At 72.2% G+C, this 18615-nt stretch carries 17 protein-coding genes and 1 pseudogene; 5 read left to right on the top strand and 13 right to left on the bottom strand.

The window, feature by feature from the left end; translation table 11 throughout:
- Window positions 1-32 precede the first annotated feature (32 nt).
- The 9 genes and pseudogenes from ACIA5F_RS20245 to ACIA5F_RS20205 all read right to left on the bottom strand — a co-directional run bounded on the left by ACIA5F_RS20245 (window position 33) and on the right by ACIA5F_RS20205 (window position 7574).
- On the bottom strand, window positions 33-293 hold the full coding sequence (locus ACIA5F_RS20245; RefSeq protein ID WP_399354821.1) for a hypothetical protein: 261 nt from the start codon (window positions 291-293) through the stop codon (window positions 33-35).
- A 521-nt stretch (window positions 294-814) separates the two neighbouring features.
- Window positions 815-2080, bottom strand: coding sequence for an RNA polymerase sigma factor (locus ACIA5F_RS20240; protein WP_399354819.1), 1266 nt, complete (start codon window positions 2078-2080; stop codon window positions 815-817).
- A gap of 4 nt (window positions 2081-2084) precedes the next feature.
- Window positions 2085-2435, bottom strand: coding sequence for a YciI family protein (locus ACIA5F_RS20235; protein WP_399354817.1), 351 nt, complete (start codon window positions 2433-2435; stop codon window positions 2085-2087).
- Window positions 2436-2600: 165 nt separating this feature from the next.
- The gene (locus tag ACIA5F_RS20230) at window positions 2601-3047 is read right to left on the bottom strand and encodes an SRPBCC family protein (protein ID WP_399354815.1); all 447 of its coding nucleotides are present in this window, start codon (window positions 3045-3047) and stop codon (window positions 2601-2603) included.
- Window positions 3048-3481: 434 nt separating this feature from the next.
- Window positions 3482-4165, bottom strand: a complete 684-nt coding sequence (locus ACIA5F_RS20225) for a response regulator (RefSeq protein WP_399354814.1) — start codon at window positions 4163-4165, stop codon at window positions 3482-3484.
- The gene (locus ACIA5F_RS20220) at window positions 4162-5355 is read right to left on the bottom strand and encodes a sensor histidine kinase (protein ID WP_399354812.1); all 1194 of its coding nucleotides are present in this window, start codon (window positions 5353-5355) and stop codon (window positions 4162-4164) included. Before ACIA5F_RS20220 ends, ACIA5F_RS20225 begins: the two co-directional genes overlap by 4 nt.
- 134 nt (window positions 5356-5489) lie before the next feature.
- Entirely contained in the window at window positions 5490-6662 is a 1173-nt protein-coding gene (locus ACIA5F_RS20215; RefSeq protein WP_399354989.1) for an ABC transporter substrate-binding protein, read from the bottom strand.
- A 270-nt stretch (window positions 6663-6932) separates the two neighbouring features.
- Window positions 6933-7277 (bottom strand): annotated as a pseudogene (locus ACIA5F_RS20210) (hypothetical protein); the annotation flags it as partial.
- Window positions 7278-7301: 24 nt separating this feature from the next.
- A complete protein-coding gene (locus ACIA5F_RS20205; protein WP_399354810.1) occupies window positions 7302-7574 on the bottom strand; it encodes a hypothetical protein in 273 nt (90 codons plus the stop codon).
- A 602-nt stretch (window positions 7575-8176) separates the two neighbouring features.
- Here ACIA5F_RS20205 and ACIA5F_RS20200 point away from each other — a divergent pair.
- The 3 genes from ACIA5F_RS20200 (at window position 8177) to ACIA5F_RS20190 (ending at window position 12103) form a co-directional block, all read left to right on the top strand.
- Complete coding sequence (locus ACIA5F_RS20200) at window positions 8177-8635, top strand: hypothetical protein (protein WP_399354808.1); 459 nt, start codon at window positions 8177-8179, stop codon at window positions 8633-8635.
- Window positions 8632-11427 carry a M48 family metalloprotease gene (locus ACIA5F_RS20195; protein ID WP_399354806.1) on the top strand — a complete coding sequence of 932 codons (2796 nt, stop codon included), beginning with the start codon at window positions 8632-8634 and terminating at the stop codon, window positions 11425-11427. Before ACIA5F_RS20200 ends, ACIA5F_RS20195 begins: the two co-directional genes overlap by 4 nt.
- Window positions 11428-11899: 472 nt before the next feature.
- Complete coding sequence (locus ACIA5F_RS20190; RefSeq protein WP_399354804.1) at window positions 11900-12103, top strand: hypothetical protein; 204 nt, start codon at window positions 11900-11902, stop codon at window positions 12101-12103.
- On the opposite strand, the gene ACIA5F_RS20185 is transcribed toward ACIA5F_RS20190, so the two are convergent.
- Window positions 12092-13123: a hypothetical protein gene (locus ACIA5F_RS20185; RefSeq protein ID WP_399354803.1), complete on the bottom strand. Its 1032-nt coding sequence runs from the start codon at window positions 13121-13123 to the stop codon at window positions 12092-12094. The genes ACIA5F_RS20190 and ACIA5F_RS20185 overlap by 12 nt on opposite strands.
- 276 nt (window positions 13124-13399) lie before the next feature.
- On the opposite strand from ACIA5F_RS20185, the gene ACIA5F_RS20180 reads away from it, so the two are divergent.
- The gene (locus tag ACIA5F_RS20180; RefSeq protein ID WP_399354801.1) at window positions 13400-14311 is read left to right on the top strand and encodes an alpha/beta fold hydrolase; all 912 of its coding nucleotides are present in this window, start codon (window positions 13400-13402) and stop codon (window positions 14309-14311) included.
- On the opposite strand, the gene ACIA5F_RS20175 is transcribed toward ACIA5F_RS20180, so the two are convergent.
- The 3 genes from ACIA5F_RS20175 to ACIA5F_RS20165 all read right to left on the bottom strand — a co-directional run bounded on the left by ACIA5F_RS20175 (window position 14285) and on the right by ACIA5F_RS20165 (window position 17855).
- Entirely contained in the window at window positions 14285-14920 is a 636-nt protein-coding gene (locus tag ACIA5F_RS20175; RefSeq protein WP_399354799.1) for a chorismate mutase, read from the bottom strand. The two genes, ACIA5F_RS20180 and ACIA5F_RS20175, sit on opposite strands and share 27 nt — an antisense overlap.
- Before the next feature lie 263 nt (window positions 14921-15183).
- Window positions 15184-16335, bottom strand: coding sequence for a Clp protease N-terminal domain-containing protein (locus tag ACIA5F_RS20170; protein ID WP_399354797.1), 1152 nt, complete (start codon window positions 16333-16335; stop codon window positions 15184-15186).
- Window positions 16336-16967: 632 nt separating this feature from the next.
- A complete protein-coding gene (locus ACIA5F_RS20165; protein WP_399354795.1) occupies window positions 16968-17855 on the bottom strand; it encodes a TIGR03619 family F420-dependent LLM class oxidoreductase in 888 nt (295 codons plus the stop codon).
- A 45-nt stretch (window positions 17856-17900) separates the two neighbouring features.
- Between ACIA5F_RS20165 and ACIA5F_RS20160 the strand changes: the two genes are divergently transcribed.
- On the top strand, window positions 17901-18035 hold the full coding sequence (locus ACIA5F_RS20160) for a hypothetical protein (protein ID WP_399354793.1): 135 nt from the start codon (window positions 17901-17903) through the stop codon (window positions 18033-18035).
- The last annotated feature ends 580 nt before the right edge of the window (window positions 18036-18615 follow it).

Genomic DNA, 18615 nt, shown 5'->3' with positions numbered 1-18615 from the left:
TTGATACGGGGCCGGGGCCGGGCGGGCTCCGGTCAGAGGGTGAGGACGATCGGCATGTCGTCGATCGAGACGAAGCCGGTGAAGCTGTCGCGGGTCGTCGCGCCCCGGACGTCCGGTGCCGGAACGGCGTAGGAGCCGATCTGCCGACCCGTCTCGTCGACGACGGCCAGGGCCGCGGGCAGTACGGTGCCCTCGGTGGCCTTGAGCACGTACACGCCGTCGACTTCGGTCAGGGTCAGCGTGGCCTTGTCCTTGTACGACATGCCGGTCGGCCCGAGTCCGTGCTCGTACATGGAGGCAGCGCCGGTGGCATGAACCCGGTGGGCCCGTCATCGGCGGCCGGCTCCCGCAGCCAACCGGTCTCCCCGGACGTGGTGAGCGGCTATCGAGCGCTCGCCAGAGCGGCGGATGTCTCGTACATCCACTCAGGATCTCACCCGCCGTCGAGCGTGCGCCCTTCCGCTACGGCCGGTGCCCGGAGCCGGTCCCGGTGATCACCACCAGGGTGGCTCCGTACGAGCACGGACGGGCGGGTGGGTGGGTCAGTGGGCGAGGGTGACACAGCTCTTGTCGCCGTGGTGCCGGAGGTGCCGGGGCAGCCGTCGAAGTCGGGCGGGGCGCCGTTCACGTTCCCGGAGTTGCCGCCGACGTCTCCGGCCCGGCCCGTACGCCGGTGCAGCCCTGGCCGGGGACGCTGCTGGGGAACGTGCCGACGGCATCGGCAACCGTTGTTTCCGCGGGTGCCGATGTCGCCCCCGGCGCCGCGGAACGTCTGCCCCGCCGTCCGTCCGCGGACCGGGAAGCGGTGCTGGACTCAGGTGTTGGGTTGGGTCCAGGCGTTGAGTTGTCGTTGCAGGTGGCGGCGTTCGATGTCGTTGCGGGCGGCTCGGATCGCGTGGTGCATCAGTTGCTGTGCTTCGGGGTGCCGGCCGAGTCCGGCGGTGAGCTCGGCGCGGAGTGCGAGCAGACGGTGATCGCCGGGGGCGGCTTGAACGCCGTCGAGGGCGGCGAGGCCGGCGGCGGGCCCGCGGGCGAGGGCGATCGCGGCGGCTCGATTGGCCAGGACGGCCGAGGACGGTGTCTGTTCGGCGAGTCGGTCGTAGAGGGTGACGATGGCTTCCCGGTCCGGCACGGGCTGGACCTGGAGGGCGGCGATACCGGCCTGCAGGACCCACCGGCCGGGGCGGTCACCGCTTCGGCGCAGGGCCCTGGTGGCGAGGTGGAGCCCATGGCCGATGTCGTCCCACCGCCAGCGGCGGCGGTCCTGATCGGCGAGCAGGACCAGGTCGTCGCCGTCGGTGCGGGCATCACGCCGGGCGTCGGTGAGCAGCAGCAGTGCCGACAGTCCGAGGACTTCGGGTTCGTCGGGCAGCAGCCTGCGCAGCAGGGCGGCCAGGCGCAGCGCCTCGTCGCACAGGGCGGCACGGAGCAGCACGGGGCCTTCGGCGGCCGTGTGTCCTTCGGTGAACACCAGGCCGATGACGGTCAGTACGGCGTCCAGGCGGTCCGGCCAGGCGGCGCGGGGCGGGATGTCCAGTGCGATCCCGGCGTCGCGGATCTTGCGTTTGGCCCGGACCAGGCGTTGGGCGACGGTCGATTCGGTGGTGAGCAGCAGCCGGGCCGTTTCGGTGGCGGTCAGCCCGCACAGGAGGCGCAGCGCGAGGGGAACCTGGGCGGCGGCGGCCAGGGCCGGGTGACAGCAGGTGAACACCAGCCGGAGCAGGTCCTCGGCGGCGGTGTCGGACCAGCGCACGGCGCCGAACGGGTCGTCGGGGTCGCTGACGCTGTCGGCTGCCGGTTCGTCGCGCAGCTCGTGGGCCAGGGCGGCGAGCTTTTCCACCGCGACGCGGTCACGGCGCAGCCGGTCGAGAATCCTGCGGCGGGCGGTGGTCTGCAGCCAGGCGCCCGGCCGGGTGGGAATCCCGTCGCGGGGCCAGGTTTCGAAGGCCTTGGCGACCGCCTCGGCGGCGGCGTCCTCGGCCCGGTCGAGGTCACCGGTCCACCGGGCCAGACCGGCCACCAGCGTGGGCCACTCCGCCCGGTAGACCTGTTCGACGGCGACCTCGACCGGGTCGGACATCCGTTCAGCCCAGCTCGGCCAGGGAACGGACTTCGACCGAGCCGAAATCAGCGGCCGGGCAGTCCGCCGCGTACTTCAGCACGGTGTCCAGGTCGGTCGACTCCACGATCCAGAAGCCGCCGAAGGACTCCGACAACTCGGCGTACGGCCCGTCGGTGAGCAGGGCCTCCCCCTGCCGGTTCCGCACCGTCGTCGCCGTGTCGGCGGGCTGCAACTGCTCCGCACCACGCAGCACCCCGGATTCGGCCAGCGCCTGGGTGAAGGACACGAAACGTCCCATCGTGGCCTGGAACTCCTCCGGTGCCATCTCGGCCAGGGCAGAACTGTCGACGTGCGACATCAGGATGTAGCGCATGGCATTCCCTTTCCTTGCGGCGGCCGTGCCGCCTCTCACCTGTTCGACGCGTACGACGGCGAGGTTTCGACAGCGTAGGACATGTATTTTTTGACGTCGGCCGGGAACGCGGCCTCCGGACAGCCGGACAGCCGGACAGCCGGGCCTTCGGGACGACTCGGCCGCTCAGGCGAACCGCGCCTGTAGTGCGGTGAGCGTCTTGTCCAGGGCGGTACCGGCCCGCTTCGGGACGCCGATCAGCCGTACCAGCGGCCGCACCCGCTTGGCCGTGTAGTCGAACGTCTCCGTGACCTCGGTACCGCCGGGCACCGCCCGCAGCTGCCACCGCCACACGTGCCGCCCGCGGTGCCGCCACGCGATCAGGGCGTCATGCTCGAACTCCACGACGGTGTTCGTGGTCGTGTAGCCCTTCATCCGTATCCGGAACACCGAGCCGAGTTCCAGCCGCTGCGGCCCCTCGACGACGCCCCGCACCTCACCGGTGCCGTCCAAGCCGGCGTGTTCGCCCGGTGCGGTGAGCAGCGTGAAGATCACTGATGGCGTGGCAGCGACGACGACCCGGCGATTCACCAGCGCCGCGGTAGGCATCCCGGGGCGGGTAGTGGTGCTCATAAGGGCCTCCTGTGACGTCCTGCGCGGGAGCCGATCGCCACCTCGCGCACTCCGTCGACGTCGAAGCGGTCCCCGTTTCGACACCGCCTCGCAGATTTCCGGGAAGAGTCTCGGATGGGTGGTGCGGGTACCGGTTCGTCGCGACACCGTTGCGTCTCAGGGGGCTGGAACGAACTGGCCCCCGCGCTCGCCCACGGCGGCCTCCAGGCCCTCGATGAGGCGACGGTGCGTACCGTCCCGTCCGTCAGGATCGTCGACGTGGGAGCCAGCGCCGGACTGAACCTGCTCCGGGGACCACTGCACCTATACGACTACGGCGGCTGGCGCCTCACCCTGCCCGCCAGCGACCCGGACACGGCCGTGTCCTGCGAGAGCAAGAGCGCTACTCCGGTGGCCGGACTCGTGCCCGGATCGAGGCCGGACCGTCAGAGGCCTCATCCACCGATCTCAAGGAGTCCGCGCCGGACGGCCTCGGACACCGTACTGGCCCTGTTCTCGGTGCCGAGCTTGCGGTAGATGCGGACGAGGTGCGTCTTGACCGTGGCCTCGGAGAGGTGCAGGGCCGCCGCGATGGCCCGGTTGCTGTGTCCCCGTGCGAGAAGCCCGACGACTTCGACCTCACGCCCACTCAGTGCCGGGCCGGCGCCGATCGCTCCTCCGACCAACTGAGCAGTGACCTCAGGAGCCAGGCCCATCCCTCCGGCCGCAGCGGCGCGTACCGCGCGGAAGAGCTCTTCGGGCGGACCCGCCTTGAGGACGTAGCCGCGAGCGCCGGCCTCCATGGCACGGACGACATCTCCTCTGCTGCCGTAGCTGGTCAGGACGACGACGTTGACACCGGGAACAGTGCTGGTGATCCGCCGTGTCGCGGCGATGCCGCCCACCTCGGCGCCGGAACCCGTGCCGGCGTCCGTCAGGCGCAGGTCCATCAGGACCACGTCGGGTTTGTGCCTGCCGGCCAGCAGTACGGCCTGTTCACCTTCGCCGGTCTCGCCGATCACGTCGAGACCGGGCTCACCTTCCAGCAAAGCCCGCAGGCCGGCTCGAACCACGGCGTGGTCGTCCACGATCAGTATCCGCACCGAGACCGAGACTGCGACCGCGGAAGCATCGTTCATGCCGAGCCCGCAGGGACATGCGCCCGCACCGGTACGGTGGCTCTGGCCCGGGTCCCGCGTCCAGGCACTCCGTCGACGATGAGTGTGCCTTCCAGCTCGGCCAGCCGGTGCCGCGCGGCGGCCAGCCCGAATCCCCGCCCTTTCCTTTCGGGGAGTGCGGCCGCCGGGTCGAATCCCGTTCCGTCGTCGCACACTTCGACCGCCACCGCCCCGTCCGCGTGATGGAGGGTGACCCGCACCTGTGTGGCGCGCGCGTGCTCGCACGCGTTCGCCAGCAGCCCCCGGGTCACCCGCAGGAGGGCGACAGCCCGGTCGTCGGGGACGGGGCGGGGCTCACCCTGTGTGGAGATGGACACCGCGGGAGCTCCTGGAGCCGCGTCTGTACGGGCGCACAGCTCGTGCAGTGCCGTCTCCAACCCATCACGTTCCAGACCGGGTGGGGTGAGATCGTGGATGATGCCACGGGTCTCCGCGAGGTGCGTACCGAGCGCGTCGACAACGGCCCGCACCTGTCGCCTTGCCGCATCCGGCCTGCGTTCCCAGTCCCGTTCGGCGGCCTGGAGCAGCATACGGCTCCCCGCGATCTCCTGGGCCAGGGTGTCGTGCAGGTCCCGTGCGAGACGGGCCCGCTCGGAGAGGCGCCCGGCCGCGCGTTGCTGTACCGCCAACTCGCCTCTGGTGGCGGTCAGTTCACGCATCAGCCGTTCCTGTGTGCGGTGCAGGGCCACGGTCGCGCAGACGGCGGCGATCGGCGGTGCGACGAGTTCGAGATCGAACCCGCCGCCGATCCGGGTGAGCGTTGCCACGAGCAGCGTGGTCGTGACGCAGAGCACCGCAAGAGGCATCCGGCGCCCGGGCATCCGCTGTGCGACGACGGCCAGGGGGACGGCCAGCCAGACGTACCCGGTGGCGAGGCCGGGCGGAAGGACCCAGCAGATCCACCCCCACAGCAGCAGGAGCACTCCCAGCCAGGCGGGTCTGCCCCGTGTGCCGAGCCGGTTCCATCGCACCAGCCCGCCCACGTACGCCAGCGCCAGGACCACGATGGGCGGGGCGACGGTCCAGCACAGCCAGGTGTGCAGGGTGAAGAGCCGTGCGAGGGTGCCGACGACGACGATCAGGAAAACCAGGTGCGGAAGATGCCGCGCCGACAAGGACAGCCTGCTCAGGGCCGAACGAGAGGGGGGCACGGCAGCGGCTCCCTGTTGGACGACGGTCACGACCCGGTAGCAAGACCCTAACCCGGCCCGGTGTGTGACCGGCGTAAACCGGCAGAGAGCCGCCGGGGGACACCCGGTTCAACCGCCGGGGGGGGGTGCTCGGTTCAGCGGCCCGGATGCAGGCCGAGGCGCCCGGGGGAGGGGGCGCCTTCGACCTCGCCGAAGTACAGCGCGAAGGTCTGCTTGAGCTGTTCGACCTTGGCGCGGTCCTCCATGAACGCTGGGAACCCGTCCAGGTTGGCGTCCTCGTACTCCCAGATCGGCCTGAGGCCGCCCTTCAGGCGGACATCCCTGCGGACCGACCAGCCGCTGTACGACGCTTGCTGGAGTTCGGGGGACAGCATCCAGTTCAGGTACAGCTTGGCGGCGGCGGGGTGGGCACCCTGTTTCAGGATCGCGGCACGCTGGGCCCACGCCATGAACGGGTGACCCCTGGTGGGAAGGGCCCACCTCGACGCCCCGCCGTCGGCGAGCAGGTTGCCCGCCGTACCGACGCCGATGCTCTTCCGGCCGGCGCCCACCGCGACGTCCGCCGTGTGGGAGCCGCGGGCGAACTCCGGCTGCTGCTGGGCAAACTTCTCGACCCACCCCCAGCCGTACTTCTGCGCGTAGAGCGAGAACAGGTAGAGCACCGCATCGTCGTCATGCGGGTAGGAGGAGGCGATGGCGCCCTTCCAGCGAGGGTCGACGAAGTCCAGCGGTGTACGGGGCACACCGCTGCCGACCGCCTCCAGGCCGTACACGAAGCTGAAGGCGACAACCATGACCGCCGTCCAGGAGCCCTCCGGGGCCTTGAACTTCGGATGAACGGCGGTGAACCCGGCAGGCTTGTAGCGCAGCAGTTCGCCCTTCCGGGCCCAGCGGGTGAAGTCCTGCAGGGTCTGGAGCTGGACGACATCCGGGATCAGAGTGCCCGTGGCGAGCTGGTTGTCGATGCGGACGTCGTGGAACTTGCTGTAGTCCACGACGACGGTGAGGTCGATGCCGGGGAACCTGCTGGTGAACCCCGCTCTGACGCCGGCCAGCTGCTCTTCGACATCACCGCCCGCGTAGACGACGAGCTTTCCGCCCTCGGCGAGGGCGGCCTCGTACAGCTGGTCGAGCGAACGGGTCTCCTCGCGGCCGAACGCGGCAGGAACGGCAGAAGCCGAACCGCCGCCTCCCTTGCTGGCGCGCGCGGCCTCCGCGGCGCTCGCAGCGGTGGCCCCGGTCGCCGCGGCCAGGGTCGCTCCGGCGCCGACCGCGAGAACGCTGCGCCTGCTGATGTCGCTGAACATGAGTGGGGTGGGTCCCTTTCTCCGCGTGCTGAGCTTCGGTCCCGCCCGCCGCGGCCCCAGGTGTGAGCCGGGCCGACGGCGGACAGGACGAGTCTCCGGCCGGGGTGCGCGTCCACACATCGCCCGGAAGCACGCACCTGGTTCAACTCTTCGGTTGAACGGCGCCCAGCACCGCCCGCGGAAACCCGAGCCGGTCCGCACCCGCACGGTTGCCGCCTGTGGCTGCGAGTGCGCGGGGCGAAGCGGGTGGGGTGGGAGTCGGGCCGGTGGTATGGCGTGCTCGATGAGTGACACGGTCGCGCGCGGGTCGGTGACCTGGACGGCAAGGCGGGCGTACCGTTCGTCGGCCAGTTCGATGACGACGGCTTTGGCCGGGTCGTGGACGTCCCGGAAGACCCGCTCGCCGTCGATGAGGAAGGTGCCCGCGGTGATGACGCCGGGGAGGTGGGTGCCAGGAGCACGGATGCCCTTCGGTTCCCTGACGATCCCCGGGTCGGAGGTCGCTCCGCGGATGTTGGCCGGCGGTATGGCCGGTCGGCTCTTGAGGGCCCAGAGCTTGTCGAGTCCCTCGATCTCCACGACCAGGGTGTTGTCGTCGATGCTGACCTTTGCCATGTCGGCTCCTTGACGGTAGGGGGTTCAGTGCTGGTCGAGGCGGTGGGCGAGGGCGGCGCCGGCCTGGTCGGCAGTGCCCGCCGCAGCGCCGGCCCTGGCCCGTACACGGAGCCCCAGGACCGCCGCGGTGAGCGCCATGGACAGGGCGGCGGCCTCGACGCCGTCATCCGTATCCGTACGGGCCGGGGCGCCGGTGGCCCGGCCCAGCGCGGCGAACGCCTCGGCGACCATGACGGCCACCTCGGTGTCCACCGGCGCGCGCTCGACCGCGGCCAGCAGGATCAGGTCGAGGCCCACCCCCGTACCCGGGGCCGTGTCCGTACCGCTGCCGGTCGGTGGCCGGGGGCGGGACCGTGGCCGGCGTGGTGGATACCCGCTCGCCGCGGTACGAGGCCACAGCCCGGTGGGTGCGATCGACGCGGGGCTGGGAGGGCTCCTGCCGGTCTGGAACAGGCCATGGCGCCCACTCCTGCGCTCAAGTCCCTCGGGCTGTCATCCGACAACCCGCGGCGATCTGCCCACCTGACCCCCGCTGAACTCCTCATTCACCCGGACGACTGATCGATATCCAGCCGCCGCCGACCCGTACATCGACCGCTCCGTTCTCAACAGGCAGGTCGCCCGCGAGGACGAGCGGCGCCGGGCGCTGACGGATCTCGTGGACGGCTGGGAGAAGCCCGGGAGCCGAGCAGGCCCGGGGCGGGGCGGGGCAGCGGTACGACGAGGTCCTGGTCCGCGAAGCCCTCGGACGGGCCGCGGAGCCCGCCGGCCGCCCGTCAGGCCGAGTGCAAGCAGAGTGCCTGAGATCGGATCGCCCATCAGGACTCACTGAACTACATTGGCTGGACGTGGAGTTGACCCTTCGTCGACAGCTGGGGGCGAGTGGCATGGGGGCGACGGTGTCCGCCGTTGTGCTGGACGTGGTGACGCAGTACGCGCCACAGGAACGGCAGCTGGTCGAGTGGCTGGCCAGGCTGGACGAGGACGAGGTGGTGCGTCTGCTCCGGCGCAGGCGCGGCGAGGACCCGCTCGGCTTCGGGTTGTCGGAGGCGGTCGCGGTGGTCACTCCTGTGGTCTGGCTCGCGGTGGACGAGGCCTTTCGCGGGCTGATCGGCGCCGCCGCGGTCGGCCTGGCCGCACGCCTGGGCCGACTGGTGCGCCGTACCCCACCCCTGTCCGCCGGCATGCCCAAGCTGAGCCGCGAGCAGCTCGCGGTCGTGCACCGCCGGGTCCTCGAAGGAGCTGCCGGGGCCGGCCTGGACCGGTCCGCTGCCGATGCCCTGGCGGACGGCGTGGTCGCCCGGCTGGCTCTGGACCCCGCCCCCGAGGACAACCCGCCCGAGGGAGCGGTCGGTTGACAGCCCGCGCACCGCTGGATGCCCGGGCGCTGCCCGCCGGGACGACCGTGCGCTTCGTCCTGCTGCTGGTCGTCATGCTGGTGGCGAGCATCAGCGCACTGAACGTGGTCACCCGGCTGACCCCGACCGCCATCCCGTCCACCCTCTGCCTGTTCGCGGCGGGCTACGACCCCGACGGCGACTTCCTGGCCTCGCTGCTGGTCGGGACGGACCGGCAGCGGGGCGCGGCCGAGTGCCTGACTTCCGATGCCTCCCTCTCGTACGGCCGGGGGCTGGTCGGCACCGCCGTGGTCCTGGCCGTCGCCGTACTGCTCTACTTCGCGCTGCCCGGCTGGCGCCGCCGGCGTCGTCGGCTGATGACCCTGCAGGAGGCCGGCTGTGACGCCCGACTGGCCGAGGAGCTGGCCGAGCTGACCCGGACCGCCGGAGTGCGTCGTGCGCCACGCTTCCTGGTCGACCCGGCCGCACTCGGCGCGGGAGCCGTGGTCTTCGGCCGGACCGGGCATTACACCGTCTGCCTGCATGCCGGCCTGCTGGCGACCAGGCCGACCGACCCGGCGGCATTCCGGGCCGTGCTGCTGCACGAGCTGGCCCATCTCCGAAACCGGGACGTGGACCTCGCGTACGCCGTCACCGCGCTGTGGCGGGCCTTCCTGCCCCTGGTGGTGGTGCCCACCGTGCTGACCTTCGGGCTGACCCTGGGCGCGGCCCAGTTCTTCGGGATGTTCACCGGCGCCGACCAGGTGTTCTGGCCGGCGGCCCGGCCGTCCGTGATCCGTGCGATGGCCGCCCCGCTGTTCCTGGTCCTGCTGGTGGTACTGGCCCGGGCCGACCTGCTGCGCCACCGTGAGCTGCACGCCGACGCCGACGCACTGGCCGGCGGCGCCGACCCCGGCGTCTGGCAGAGCGCCCGGGACGCCCCCGGCCGCCGGGCCTCGGCGCTCACCGCACTCTGGCGGACCCACCCGACCTGGGCCGAGCGGCGGCGTTCGCTCCAGGACGAGGCCGCACTGCACACCCTCGGCCCGGTCCAGTTCTTCCTGGCCGGAGCTGTCACCCTGACCGCCGCCCGCACTCTGAGCGCGTTCACCGGCAACACCACAGCTCTCCTCGCGGTGGCGCTGCCCGGGGCCGTCGCCGTCGCGCTGACCGTCTGGCGGGCCGTCGGCTGGGCCGCCCGGCAAGGCCGGTCGACGCCCGGTACCGTCCGGTCCGGCCTGCTGCTGGGCCTGGGCCTGGTCACCGGCGACCTGATGGCCGGGACCACCAGCGGCTCGCACTTCCTCCCCGCACACCCCGAGGTCCTGCTCATGCTGGTGCTCGGCGCACTGCTGTACGTGATCTGGCTGGCGCAGTGCGCCCGGCTGCGAACCGGCGGACTGCTCGCGGCGGGCATCGGGGTGGCGGTCGGAGCGCTGCCGGGCGTGGCCGCGATCGGCTGGTGGCTGCGGACCGGCTTCCTGCTCACCGCCGGGGACGTGCTCGGGGCCGGCGGGCTGCGCGAGCAGATCGTGCTGACCTCGCCCGGGCCGTGGGAGGAGCACGGCCCGGCGCTCTCCCTGGGCATCCTGTTCCTCCAGGTGGCGGTCGAGGGGACGAACCCGCTGTCGGTCGCGGCGTTCACGGCGCTCTGGCTCTATCCGCTCGCCCACCGGCTCCGGGGAGTCGACGGGCTGGGCGCGGCCCTGTGCGCGGGGCTGCTCGGCGGGCTGCTCGGGTTGGCGGCGGTGGCCGCCGTCCGGGCCGGACTGCACGGCATCCGCCCGGTTCAGGGCGAGCGGGGCGGCTGGTTCAGCCTGCTGTACCTGTGGTGGGTGGCCGGGGCCTTGTGGGCCGTCGTCGCGGTGACCGCCGCCGTGGTCGCGGGGCGGTCCGGCCGGTTCTGGCTGCTCCGGGCCCTGATCGCGGCGGCGGTGGCCCACGCGGTCGCACTGGCCGGGCAGTTCGCGCTCGGCTCGATCGACGGCTGCCTCGGACCGCTCCGGGTACTGGGCAACAGCTGCCACTGGGTACCGGCGGGCAGCTGGCCGTTCTCGCAGTTGCTGGCCCAGCTGGTGGTACCCGCAGGCTGCCTGGCCGCCCTGGCTGCCCTGATGGGGCGCGCGGTGCGGCGCGCCCTGCCCGGCCGGCGGTCCGAGCGGTCTGCCACGGTCGGGCAACGCCCTGGCCGGGCCCGTACGGCTGCGGTCGGCGTCATCCTGCTGGTGCTCACCACAGCCGTCTTCGGCCCCGCCGCCGCACTCGCCCGGGGGCGCCCCTCCGGCCTCGCCGGGCCGGTGGCGGGCCAGCGACCGCCACCGCCGCCGGCCGGCACCGAGCGGGTCCGGACCTTCCAGTTCGTCGCCTGGTTCAGCCTCAGCGGGAAGGCGGACGTTCAGCAGCTGGGCGCCGCCTACCAGGACTTCGAGCGCTTCTTCCAGGGCCTGCGGGACGCGGCGGAGACCGCCGGGCCCGACGGCAAGGTCACCATCGACGGCGTCCGCCTGCGCGTGGTCTGCGCACAGCTCGACCGGGTGGCCGGTACGGCCCTGGGGCACGTACGCATTCCGGACGCCGGACTCGACGCGCAGTGGAGCCGGGCGCTCGACCTGACCAGGAAGGGCGCGCGCGACTGTGCCGAGCTGGTGGACGCCCCAGAAGCCCGGCCCGGGCAGGCCGAGGAGGTGCTGTCCGGTCTGACCGACGGTTACCGGGCCAGTGCGGACGTCCTCACCGCGCTGCTGAACCGGATCGACCAGGCCCGGCAGTACTGGCCGGACCTGGTCAGGGTGGGCGAGCAGCCCACCCGCTGACGCCGGACGTCCAGTCGCCGTCCTCGTCCTCGGTGTGCGGGAGGTTGCTGCCGTGGTGGGCGGCGATCCCGGCGAGGGGCGGCCCCGCCCGGCCCGCCCGGCCCCGGCGGCCGTGGTCTGCGCCCGGCTGCTCGTCCCGAAGGAGGGCTGATGGCTCCCGCACCGACTGCCGCCATGGCGCTCGCCACGACCTGGCGGGGCAGTGGCCCCCTGCTCGTGTGCCATCCGGGAGGGCCCGGCACGGACCCCGGTGTACCTCGCACCGCTGGACGGCCTCGCGGACAGCCGCACGGTGGCGATCGCGCACCCCAGGGGGGCCGGGTCCAGCCCGCCCCCCCGTACGGGGGGGGCGGGCTGGAGTCGTGCGCCGCCGACCTGGCGGCCTGGGTCCGGCGCGAGGCGGGCGCCGGGCCGGTGGATCTCCTCGGACACTCCCACGGTGGCGCGGTGGCCTCGCTTGTGGGTCGGGCCGATGACGGACAGCGTCACGGCCTGGCAGGCGGGACCGGCCGAGTGGTCCGCGGACGTGGATGTCCTGCGGTACTTCGACGAAGTCGTCTTCCCGGTCCTCGACCGGAAGATGGCGCACCTCTCCGCCGTCAGCTCCCCGACCCTGGCCCTCGCCGAGAACCGGACCCCGCTCTTCCCGGGTCTCCGAGACGCTCTACGGCGGTGAAGGTCCGGCCCAGTCCGGCCGGTGTGTCCCGTGCTGTGCTCCCGGAAGGTAGTCGGCCACGGCGTTGTAGCGGTCGCTGTGGCGGTGGTAGTCGAAGTTGCCCCGCACGATGTACCGGTATCCGTCGAGGACGAGCAGGGCGGCCTCGACCTCACCCTGATCTCCGGCCACTGTTTTGACCTGTGCGGGGGCTGCCGCGCACGCGGCCTGGAACTGGTACATGAGCCCGGTCAGTACCGCGTTGACCCGGTCCACCGCCGTCTGTACGGAGCAGCCCAGCCGGGCCCGGGTGATCTCGACGGCGTTGTGCCGGTATCCCACACCCTCTTCCTTGGCGAAGGAGCAGATGTCGTTGAACAGTCCGACCCACTCGCTGGCCCGGTGCCGCGCCTGGACCAGCGCGGGAAGCCGGCGCACTTCAGCGGGCAGGTCCAGGCCGTTCACGAACTCCGCCATGTGCAGGTAGAAGATCTCGTCCACACTCCACCGGCGATGCGCAACATATTCGGCGAACTCCATCACCCTGCCGTCCCGGTCGGCCTCGGCCTCCACCGGATACGTGCGCAGCCACCGGACGCTCACCTCCCTGATCAGGGTCTGCCACTCCTGGGACCGCCCCGCCGACAGGTCCCCCAGCGCGTCGTGCAGAGCCCGGCCCGGACCGCTGGCGGGATCACGGGTTCCCAGGGCGACCCCGGTCAGCTCGTCGCACAACCGAGTGACGGCTGCCATGTCCTGTCCGTCGGCCGCGTCGTCGAGCAGGTCGTCCACGACGAACGCCAGAGTCATGTACCGGTTGACCGGGAGGAGCTCCCTGGCATGTGCCTGCGGGTAGTACAGCGCGGTGGTCCGGCTGGGGCGGGTACGGGCCAGGTGCCGTCGCATCGCGTCCGTGGTGATCAGTCCATGGCCGTCCGCCCAGTCCCACAGGTCCCGTTCGATGTCCGTCTCGGCCGACGACGCCCCGCAGTACGGCAGCGGCATCTCGAACAGCGGCAGGAAGAACCCGTCCGTTGCCACAGCGACCTCCCGGGAGCTGTACACCCATTGATGTCCCCTGTCAGGGTCTGCACCCCTACCAGTATCGGGGCCCTTCCGGCCGCAGCGCATCCCTCACGCTGTGAGGGAGGAGGACGGCCTGCCGATCTGCCGGGACTGTGACTGGGCAAGCGGCCGCCTTCCAGGCTCCGGTGAAGGAAAACGGAAGCGGACTCCGTGCCGGTGGAGGCGGCCGGAGTCAGGGGCAGCGGCGTACACCGCTTGCTGCGGCCGTCTCCCGGTCGTGAGGATCACACCATGCCCGCCTTCTCAGCCGACGACGGAACCGAGCTGGCCTTCCACGTGACGGGACGGGGAGAGCCACTGCTCTGCCTGCCGGGTGGGCCCATGCGCGCCTGCGCCTACCTGGGTGACCTCGGAGGGCTGTCGAGCCGGCGCACGCTCGTCATGCTCGACCTGCGCGGTACCGGAGACTCCGGTACCGCCGCCGACCCGGCCACCTACCGCTGCGACCGGCAGATCGGCGACGTCGAGGCCCTGCGCCGCCACCTCGGCCTGGACCGCGTCGACGTCCTCGCCCACTCGGCGGGTGGCGACCTCGCCCTCCTCCACGCGGCCCGGCACCCCGACCGCGTACGAACCCTGGTACTGATCACCCCCCCCCGCGCCCGCGCCCTGGGTATCGAATTCACCGAGGAGCACGGGGACGAAGCCGCCGCACTGCGCGCGGCCGAACCGTGGTTCGGGCCCGCCCGCGACGCCCGTGAAGCCGTCCGGTCCGGCACCGCGACCGACGCCGACCGGCATGCCGCGTCACCCTTCTTCTACGGGCGGGACGCAACCGCGCAGGAACACGCCGTAGCGGACGCCGAGCAGAGCAACGAGCCGGCCGCCGGGATCTATGCCTCGCCCGGCGCCTTCGCCCCCGCCGCCACCCGCGCCGCCATCGGCGACCTGAATACACCGGCGCTGATCCTGGCCGGCGAACTGGACGGCGGCCCGCGTCCGCACGTGGCCGCCATCGCCGGCACGCTCCCGAACGCGAAGATCGTGGTCCAACCGGGGGCCGGCCATTTCCCATGGCTCGACGACTCCGCCCTCTTCGTCCGAACCGTCGACGCGTTCCTCACCCCGGAACCCGACAGGCGCTCCTGCCCGGTCGGGAGCGGCCGGACCGGCCGGTCAGTCGTCGCGGTCCGAGCAGACTGACGGCACCGCGCGGATCAGCGCCTTGGTGTGCAGCCGGTCGAGCCGCTTCTCCTGGCGCACCTGGAAGGCGGAGAGCGCCAGGACCCCGCGGCAGTGGGCGGCCGAACGGGCGCTCTCCGAGCCGGCGATCTCCCGCACCAGCGCGGTGTTGATGCGGTTGATCTCCTTGCGGACCTCGGCCAGATCGGGCCGCTGGACCGGCGCCTTGGACGGGTCGGCCGTCCACAGGCTGTACAGCCCGTGCTGGACCAGCTTGTTCGCCTCGATCTGGTCGCGGAAGATCCGTACCGTCGCCTGCGGGTCGGCCCCCGCCTCCAGCGCCTGCTGCCGGACGGTGTCGAGGACGATCTGCTCCCGCGCGGGGTCGTCGATGGGGCTGCTCGTCCCCCACTTGGCGGCGGCGACCAGATCTGCCGTGGCCAGGCGTTCGGCGGAGAGCGCGGTCAACGGCCTGATCTGGGCGTAGGCGCCGCCCGTGTGGCTGACACCGGGCGGTGGCGGGGCGACGGTGGTCGCCGCGGCCGGTGCCGCCGCCGTGAAGAGCGCGGCGGCGACGACAACGGCGGCTGTGGCACGGCGCGCTGAGCGTGCTGAGGTGCGGTGGGACATGGGACTCCTCTACTGCCGGTACATCGGTACATCGGTACAACGCGACACGGCACCACGACCGCGCGCCCGGCGGGGCCGCGTCGGTGCGGTACGTACGCGAAGGTCGAACGACGTCGGTACGGGAAAGCTCTCGGACGCCGGGTCCGGGACCCGGAGGGGTAACTCCCGGCCCGTACACCCGGCTCCGGTTCCGGTGCTCGGGGAGACGTCACGACGCTGGGACGTCCCTCGGGCGACCGGGTACCCGCCCGCCGGACGGCTGGTCAGTCCGTCGGTCGGCGTTCGGGCCGGAGTTCCGGTCGGGGAGCAGGCCCGGACGGGGGCCGACTCCCGGTGGACGCGACCAGTGCTTCGACCAGGCGCTGTGCTCGCGTCTCGCCCACCAAGAGGGATTCCACCAGGGGTCCGGTTCCACTGCCGGTCAGCACATCCTGAAGATATTTCCCGGCCGGCCGGGGATCTGAGCCCAGATCGGGGTTGCCCGCGAGGGCGTTGCGGGCCGCCGCGTATCCGATGCCGAGTTCCTGAAGCCGTTCCCCACCCGCGTACCGGTAGGAGGGCCGGGGTGTTTCCTCGTCCGCCATGTGCGGGTAACGGGCGGCGACTTCATGGGTGGCGAGCACCGCCAGCAGGATGTGCTCGGTTCCCGCCTCGCGGTCGCCGAGCCTCATGAGCTGCTCCTGGAGCTCCATCCTGATCCAGGCCAGTGGATCGGCGGCCCAGTTGACCCCCGAAGCGGCGATGATCCACCGCCGGAGGAAGCCGAGCGACCGGTAGGAGCGGAGGCCGAGGAGCGCGTCCCGGGTGGGGTGGAGACAGGGATCGAGCCCATCGTCCATGACGGGCTCACCGCCGTCGAGCAGCGCCAGGACCGCCGCCGGGGCCGTACCGCAGATCCGCACTGCCTCGCCGGCCCGGTTCTCCTCCGCGAGCAGCGCCCGGAGCAGGTGTTCGGCCGTGATCCGCTGCTTGGCCGCCGGCTTTCCCCCTGCCCTGACCAGCCCCGCCGCGGCCGTGAGCGCACGGGCGGCGGCCCCCGTGAACCGGACCCCGCTGTCGCCGTGCTCCCCCAGCACGGCCTTCGATCCGACGTACTCGGCGCACTCCGTGGGCTCGGCGCCCGCCGCACCGGCGGCTTCGGCGGTGTGCCAGGCACCGCCGGGCCTCTGCCGGTCGCGCAACACCGCCAGCAGCGCGGCCTTGGTCACCCCCGCGAGGGCGAGCGCCTGCGCCGCGTCCCCCTTGCTGTGGGTGATGCCACCCAGCAGATGCTCGGTCCCGATGGGGTCCCCGGGCTCCTCCCGCGCCCCCCGTGCGGAACCGAGGATTCCCACGGTGGTCCAGTCCGGCTCCACGAACACGGTCCCGGCGCCGCCACCCGCGTTCTTCGCGCTGTCTCCGTTGTCGCTGCTCATGTGTTCCATGGTGACGGGCTGGGGCAGGCGTCCACATCGGCCGGACGTCGATGCTCTGCGCTCCGAATTCCAGACCGTTCCATGCGGGTCTGCCCCGATAACAGGATGCTCCGGGGCCGCAACCGTCACCCGGTACGGGCCCGCAGGCCGGTCCGAAAGTCGCACGCCGTCAACGAAAGTTGATGATCCGGCGCGGCCACGCGGTCCGAAAGAGCGCGGGCCCTTTGCGTACGTCGACCGCCGCGAGGTGGCTCATGAGTTCCTGTGAGTTCCTGCGCGCGGCAAAGGCGGCACCGGTCACCGCCCGTCCGGGACCGGCCCGGGAGCGCACGGCCCAGCGCCCCCGGCCGGCCGCCTGGAAGCCGCCTCCGCCGGCCGGTGCCCGGGCGGTCCTGGAGTCCGGTTGCGGACCGGCGGAGGCCTCCCGTCAGCCTCCGGTCACCGGTCCGCCGTACACCGGCTCGGGACCACCGCCCGGTCGCGCGCACCGACCCGAGGAGTGGCCGAGGGTTCGGGACAAGGGGCATCGTGCCCACCGTCTGGCGGCCGGTGAGACCCTGGGCCCGATCCGGCTCAACTCCCCGGCCGTCCCGCACCGCACCCGCGCCCGCTGGTCGGGCGGCGCACGGGTCTCAGCCCGCCCGGACCCGGCCCAGCACCGCCGTACCCAACTCCAACGCCTGCTCCGGCTCGCGCACACACTGCTGAAGGTCGATGAAACAGCCGTCGGCCCCGGACTCCCGTAGCCCGGTCAGCACTGCCGCGATGTCGTCGACCGACGACCCCGGCCCGGGGTTGTAGCGGATCTCGCGCCGCAGCGCGTCCGGATCACGGCCCGCCTCCTCGGCCGCGCGGCGGGCCAGGTCCCACAGCCCCGCGAGCGCCTCGGGCGGCATCACGATCCCGACCCAGCCGTCCGCGCGGCGGCCGATCCGGTCCATCGCGGCCCGGGAGAAACCACCCAGGTAGACCGGCGGCCCCGCCTCCTGGGCCGGCCGGAGACCGACATAGGAGCGGGGGATGGTCCAGTGCGCCCCCTCATGGCCGAAGACCTCATCAGTCCACACGGCATGCAGGATGTCGAGTATCTCCTCCAGCCGTGCGCCGCGCCGCGAGAAGTCGGCGTTGACGGCCGAGTACTCGTCCCGCATCCACCCGATACCGAGCCCGGCGTCCAGCCGGCCCCCGCTGGCCAGATCGAGCGACGTCAGCGAGCGCGCCAGCAACAGGGGCGGGTACCAGGGGGCGTTGAGGGTACTGGTGCCGAGCCGCACCCGTGTGGTGGCCGACGCCGCGATCGTCAGCACCAGCAGGGGGTCGAGGAAGGTCTTGAACTCCGGCGGGTACGGATTCTCCGGTGTGTACCCCGGATAGACGTCACTCGGAGTGACCGGTGTCAGGGCGCGGTCCCCGACCCAGAGCGAGTCGAACCCGGCCGACTCGGCATCCTTGGCGAACCCGGCGATCGAGGCCGCCCGGGCATGACTTCCGTACTGAGGCAACGCGATTCCCATACGCATGGGTTCATCCTGCCCGTAGCCCGTGCCGGTCAGCATCTCCCAGACGTGCGCGACCCGCGCCGCGAAGAGGCGTGCGCCGCCCGTAACAGGATCAACCGGGTCCCCGTCGCCCTGACCACGGCACAACGAGCCGCCGACCTCGGCCCCGCTCAGATCGCGGCCGAGGAGTACAGCGTCTGATTCACTCGTGTGGGTGATTTTGGGGCGGGGTCGGCCCTGCGTTCGTGTGGGGGTGTGGAGAGTGTGCTGTGTCCGTATTCCCGCAGCAGAGAAGGGGCTGACTCCCATGAGCGGTCAGGGCACCGTCGACGACATCATCGCGATCGCGCAGCAACTCCTGGCTTTACTCCTCGGCAACGGCGGAGCGTGATGCGGTAGGCCGGGTTCACCACGGCCGGGCCCCGGCCGAGGTCTTCCTGTCGTTCCTGGGTGACCGGGAGTACGGCCCCATGGCGTGGCCGCCGGTCACTTCATGGCCACACCCGTGCCGAGGGCCGGGGCGGCACAGCCCCACCCGGTACATCGCACGCACACCTGTCGCCGCAGTCCCGGACCGTGGCCATCCCTCTGAAGAAGGGCAGTACCCCCATGACCACCAGCAACTGGGTTGACGACCTGATCCGCTTTTTTGACTCCATCATCCCCACCATCCTTCCCATCGTCACCGCCCTGTGACGGACGGACCGCCCGGGAAGCCGGCCAAGTACCCCGAGCCCCTCCTACGGCGGTCTCCGGGAACGCATAGCACCCCCACCACCAC

The organism is Streptomyces sp. NPDC051567, from assembly GCF_044454165.1.
Lineage (GTDB): Bacteria > Actinomycetota > Actinomycetes > Streptomycetales > Streptomycetaceae > Streptomyces.
The sequence above is the reverse complement of the archived record's forward strand: the minus strand, read 5'-3'. Positions and strand labels throughout refer to the sequence as shown.